The organism is Aquabacterium sp. (assembly GCF_004297345.1).
Taxonomy (GTDB): domain Bacteria; phylum Pseudomonadota; class Gammaproteobacteria; order Burkholderiales; family Burkholderiaceae_C; genus Aquabacterium.
Window position 1 is genome coordinate 1 of sequence record NZ_SCTN01000462.1, and the last position, 4926, is coordinate 4926.

A 4926-nucleotide genomic window follows, 5' to 3' on the forward strand; every position below is an offset into this window, starting at 1 on the left:
CTGGCATTGGCCTTCATCGGCCTGCGCGTGGTCTACACGGTGCTGTACCTGGCTAACATCGCCCCGCTGCGCAGCCTGGTATGGGCCGGCGCGCTGGCAGCGAACATCGCCATGTTCGCCCCCACGCTGAGCAAGCTGTTCTGATCGATTGATCAGGCTTGTGCCGGTCTCAGGCCGGCACGCAAGCACCCCATGTCTTGCAGACACGCATGCACCGCCTTATCCAGCGGTGTGTGCGGCTCCGGCCCGATCAGCGCGACCAGCTTCGCGTTGTCCAGCCGCAAGGGCACACGCCACAGATAACGCATCTCGCGGATCTCTTTGAACAGAGGCACGAAGGGTGACAACAGCGTCACCACAGGCCAAGGCAAAGACTTGATCGGCAAGCCTGGATCACCTGCCGCGCGCTGAATGGCGTGAGCCATCTCGATGCCTTGTGGCAGCCAGTGGCCACCAAAGTGCAGCACTTCGAATTGATTCAAGCGATCAGGCTCGGCCAGATCAAGCGCCATCAACCTCGCCGCAGCCTCAGCCAGATCGGGCAGATAGGCCCAGGCATGACCCACGCTTGCTACCCCCGGGTACACCACCTTTCGCAAAGGCTGGCCGGGCTTGATGAGCAGCGTACCGAACCATGAAGATGGCGAATGGGCATCGAAAAAATCCCCCGCCCGTAACACCATCGAGCGCACCGGCTGGCGCGGATCTGCGGCAGCACGGCGCAACATCTCTTCCATCTCGACTCGCACGGCACCTTTGCGCGTAACGGGGTACTGCGGCGACTGCTCGTTAACCAACGCGCCCGCATCCGGCCCGAAGTTGTAGACATTGCCCGGCAGCAAGAGCCTTGCACCAGTCCGGCGGGCAGCTTCCACGCTGTGGGCCAGCATCGGCAAAGCCAATTCGCGCCAGCGCACATAGCCGGGCGGGTTGGCGGCGTGAACAATGAACTGCACGCCTTGCGCCGCAGCCAGCACATCCTGCGGGTTCATCGCATCACCCTCATGCCATTGCACCGCCTCCAGCCCTCGCAAGGCCTCGTCCGCATCGGCGCCAACGCGCTGTGCCATGTCCGCATGCCGAGTGAGCGCCCTGACCTGCCAGCCCTGCTGCAAAAGGCGGAGCGCCACGGCTCGACCGAATCCGCCTGTGGCGCCCACCACAAGTGCTGTTGCGGTCATCGAGGGTTGAGATGTTGTCTGGTGTGGCATGGTGAAGATCCGGTTTGTCTATCAGGCTGATGCTAGGCAAATCCAACCAATACAACAATTGCTTAACTGTGCATGCCTGCCATACATTTACGCATGGACAAGCGAACCAACATCGGCGCACCTGACTGGAACCTGTACCGGTCCTTCCTGGCCGTGATGCACGAAGGCAGCCTGTCTGCCGCCGCACGCGCCCTGGGCATGACGCAACCCAGCGTGGGCAGGCACATTGCAGCGCTGGAAGCTGCTCTGAAGGTGACGCTCTTTACCCGTGGGCCCGACGGCCTCAAGCCGACCGCCACAGCACTGGAAATGCAGGCGTCGGCCCAGGCCATGGCGTCTGCCGCGCAGCATGCCCAGCGGGTGGCTTCGGGCAATCAACACGAGGAGCGGGGCACCGTGCGCATCACGGCCAGCCAGATGATGGGCGGCGAGGTGCTGCCCGAGATCCTGGCGCGCTACCAGGCTCAGCACCCGCTGCTCACCATCGAACTGGTGCTCAATAACAAGATGAACGATCTGCTCCAGCTCGAGGCCGACATCGCCGTGCGCATGGAACGCCCCACGCAACAAGCCTTGATTGCCAAACGCCTGGGCCGTGTCGACATCGGCCTGTATGCCCACCAGCGTTACGTGCAGGCTCGCGGCCTGCCGCGCACCATGGCCGAACTGGCGCAGCACGCCATGCTCGGCCCCGACCAGGACACCTTCGTCACCCGATTGGCTGCGCAACATGGCATCCCGCTCTCCCGCGAGATGTTCAGCTTTCGCTGCGACAACGACCTGGCCCTGCTGGCGGCCTTGCGTGCCGGCCTCGGCATCGGCGGCAGCCAGATCGGTATCGCCAGACGTGATCCAGCCTTGATGCCCGTGCTGGCCGATCAGCTGACCTTCAGCCTCGACATGTGGCTGCTGACCCACGGCGATCTGCGCAGCAACAAGAGAGTGATGAAGCTTTATCGCTTTCTGACCCAGGAATTGAGTGCCTATGCTTTGTCCAGCCAGCGTACATCGTGATCTGCCTGATCTGCCTGATCTGCCAGGCCAGACAGGTATAAGCTCTCCCCCGCACGCCGACACACAACAAGCCGCCAGGAGTACAGATTGAACAACCGCCCTCTCACCGCAGAAGAAGCCCGCGTTCTGGCCGTGCTGGTTGAAAAGCAGCACACCGTGCCCGATAGCTACCCCTTGTCTCTCAACGCGCTCACCTTGGGCTGCAACCAGAAAACGGCGCGTGATCCGGTCATGCAACTGAGCGAGGCCGACGTGCTGCAAGCCATCAATGGCTTGAAAGAACTGAGCCTGGTCAATGAAGTCAGCGGCAGCCGTGTGGTGCGCTTTGATCACAACGCCGCACGCGGTCTGGGCGTGCCCAGCCAGTCTGTGGCGCTGTTGACCATGCTCTTGCTGCGCGGCCCGCAAACATCGGCCGAACTGCGTCTGCACACGGAACGCTTGCACCGCTTTGCCGACATTTCGTCAGTCGAAGGTTTCCTGGAAGAGTTGGCCGAGCGTGAACCCAAGCGTGTGGTCAAGCTGCCCCGAGGCCCTGGCGAGCGTGAAAACCGCTGGGCGCATTTGCTGTGTGGCGAGGTGCAGATACCTGTGGCCGTGGCTGGTGCAACAGCGTCATCCACAAGAGCCGCTGCCAGCGATGAAGAGTTGAGCGCGCTCAAGGATGAGCAAGCCCGTATGGCGGCCGAGTTGCGTGACCTGAAAGCACTGGTGATGCGCATGGCCGCCGAACTGGGTGTCGATCCCCAGGCTTGAAATCACGCGCCGACAACCAGCCCCACGGCCGTCAACACCGGCGTCAGCAGGTTGACCGCCACATTCATGCCCATGAAGGGCAGGAGCGCGGGTGTGTTGTCCGCATGGCGTGACGCACCACGCACCACATTGAGCGCCACAGGCAAGGTGAGCAAGCCCAACAGCGCGCCACGTGGCACGCCCATCCACAACACGGCACATACCAAGGCACCGTAGGCCAGCCCGTATTGCGCCAGCAGCACGGGCCAGCAACGCGCCTTGCCCAGCAGCATGGGCAAGGTCACACGCCCTACCCGCCTGTCTGCGTCCACATCCGGAAACTGATTGAGCAGCAAGAGGTTGTTGACCAGGCCAAACGGCAGCAAGGCCATCACGACCATCTCAGGCGCCCAGCGCCCCAACAGCACCGCCGACGTTCCCAGCAACATCAAAGGGCCAAAGCCCAGACCCGGCGCGATCAAACACAACCACGGGTGGCGCGTGACCCAGGGCGTGTAAGCCACCACCAGCGCCAGCCCGATCAAGCCCAGCGGCATCAGCGCGGGCAAGACGGCCAGATCGCGCCACAGGAAGTACAACCCCGTGCACATGGCCCAGGCCAAAGCCACAAGCCCCATCACCAAGGCACTGCCGGCCAACTCGGGCCTGGCGGGCAAGGCACCGCTGCCGCCACTGAAAGGCGTGCGCTGCGTATGCATGTCGAGCCCGGACTTGAAATCCACGTACTCGTTGAGCGCATTCACGCTGACATGGGCCATCAGCCCGCCCAGCACCGCGAGGATGGCATCCGGCCAGGCCAGGGATGAAGCATGGGCACGAGACAACCACCAGCACACGGCCACGCCCAGGGCCATGCAGGCGGGTGTCAGCAACAAGAAAGGCACACGTGCCGGCGTCCACCAGGGCTGCTTGTCAGGCATGGGCAATCTCAGGCCTTGTCTTCAGCGCCGACTTCCCACAGCTTCTTCCAGCCTTCGTGCCCCAGCTTGCGCAAGGTGGCGATGTTGGCCTCGTAGATGTCTTCCGGATCGGGAATGGCCGCCACCGCCTGCTCCAGGCTGCTTTCGCGGATCAGGTGCAAGGTTGGATACGGCGAACGGTTGCTGTAGTTGTCGATGTCGTCCGGCTCGGTGCCATCGAACTGGTAGTCCGGGTGGAAGCTGGCCACCTGGATCATGCCTTCCAGATCGAGTTCGGCGACAGCGGCGTCCACCACATCCAGGAAGTCATTGAAATCCATGAAATCGGTCAGCACGCCCGGATGCACCAGCAAACTGGTGTCGATCTCTTCGGGATCGGCATCACGCAGGATGCACAACTCGGCGATCAGATCTTCCAGCAAGGCCTCTGGCGTGTCCGCATCCGAAACCCGATAGCGAATCTGGTTCTTGACGTGTACCGCCTTGGCGAACGGGCACAGGTTCAGCCCGATGACCGCGCGGGTCAGCCAGGTCTGGGTGTCGGCAATGATGGTGTCGTGATCGAGGCTCATGGCGATATTGTCCCGTATCAAGTCGGCTGGCTGGATGAGGCCGTGGTTCAATACCGCATCAAGGCAGCATCATGGCCTGTTCAGGCCCGAGCATACCCCCTGCCGTACGTTTTACCGCCCTGACCCCGACCATCCTTTGAGCCCATCATGAGCCAAGCCCCCAACCTGCACCAACTCGTTAGGCAGTTTGCGCATCCGGGCCGACTCGATGCCATCTTCCTGCGTCCGGCCAGAAGAGAACCCGTGGTTCAGGTTCAGCAGGTGGAGGCCCTGGTGGACCGCGGACTGATGGGTGACCGGGCTGCCGAGAAAACGCCATGGCGAACGGGTGGCAACAAGCGCCAGGTCACGCTGATTCAGGCCGAGCACATGCCTGTGGTCGCTGCCTTCACGCAAAAAAGCCATGTGGACCCGGCCTGGTTGAGGCGCAATCTGGTCGTATCTGGCTTGAAC

General features: G+C 62.5%; 7 protein-coding genes. 4 read left to right on the forward strand and 3 right to left on the reverse strand.

The window, feature by feature from the left end; genetic code table 11:
- Positions 1 to 6: 6 nt before the first annotated feature.
- Positions 7 to 144: an MAPEG family protein gene (locus EPO09_RS17870; RefSeq protein ID WP_290645154.1), complete on the forward strand. Its 138-nt coding sequence runs from the start codon at positions 7 to 9 to the stop codon at positions 142 to 144.
- 8 nt (positions 145 to 152) lie between these two features.
- Here EPO09_RS17870 and EPO09_RS17875 read toward each other — a convergent pair whose 3' ends face one another.
- Positions 153 to 1211 carry an SDR family NAD(P)-dependent oxidoreductase gene (locus tag EPO09_RS17875; RefSeq protein WP_290645144.1) on the reverse strand — a complete coding sequence of 353 codons (1059 nt, stop codon included), beginning with the start codon at positions 1209 to 1211 and terminating at the stop codon, positions 153 to 155.
- A 111-nt stretch (positions 1212 to 1322) separates the two neighbouring features.
- Between EPO09_RS17875 and EPO09_RS17880 the strand changes: the two genes are divergently transcribed.
- On the forward strand, positions 1323 to 2225 hold the full coding sequence (locus tag EPO09_RS17880) for a LysR family transcriptional regulator (RefSeq protein WP_290645156.1): 903 nt from the start codon (positions 1323 to 1325) through the stop codon (positions 2223 to 2225).
- An 87-nt stretch (positions 2226 to 2312) separates the two neighbouring features.
- Positions 2313 to 2981 carry a YceH family protein gene (locus EPO09_RS17885; protein ID WP_290645146.1) on the forward strand — a complete coding sequence of 223 codons (669 nt, stop codon included), beginning with the start codon at positions 2313 to 2315 and terminating at the stop codon, positions 2979 to 2981.
- A 2-nt stretch (positions 2982 to 2983) separates the two neighbouring features.
- Here EPO09_RS17885 and EPO09_RS17890 read toward each other — a convergent pair whose 3' ends face one another.
- Complete coding sequence (locus EPO09_RS17890) at positions 2984 to 3901, reverse strand: prenyltransferase (RefSeq protein ID WP_290645148.1); 918 nt, start codon at positions 3899 to 3901, stop codon at positions 2984 to 2986.
- 8 nt (positions 3902 to 3909) lie between these two features.
- Positions 3910 to 4473, reverse strand: a complete 564-nt coding sequence (locus EPO09_RS17895; RefSeq protein WP_290645150.1) for a DUF1415 domain-containing protein — start codon at positions 4471 to 4473, stop codon at positions 3910 to 3912.
- Positions 4474 to 4620: 147 nt separating this feature from the next.
- Here EPO09_RS17895 and EPO09_RS17900 point away from each other — a divergent pair.
- Positions 4621 to 4926: MOSC domain-containing protein (locus tag EPO09_RS17900; RefSeq protein WP_290645152.1), on the forward strand; the 306-nt coding region annotated here is incomplete at its 3' end.

What these genes read in the sequence shown, in the direction of transcription:
- EPO09_RS17875 (WP_290645144.1), bottom strand. Translation starts at nt 1,211, where the DNA reads ATGCCACACCAGACAACATCTCAACCCTCGATGACCGCAACAGCACTT.
- EPO09_RS17890 (WP_290645148.1), bottom strand. Translation starts at nt 3,901, where the DNA reads ATGCCTGACAAGCAGCCCTGGTGGACGCCGGCACGTGTGCCTTTCTTG.
- EPO09_RS17895 (WP_290645150.1), bottom strand. Translation starts at nt 4,473, where the DNA reads ATGAGCCTCGATCACGACACCATCATTGCCGACACCCAGACCTGGCTG.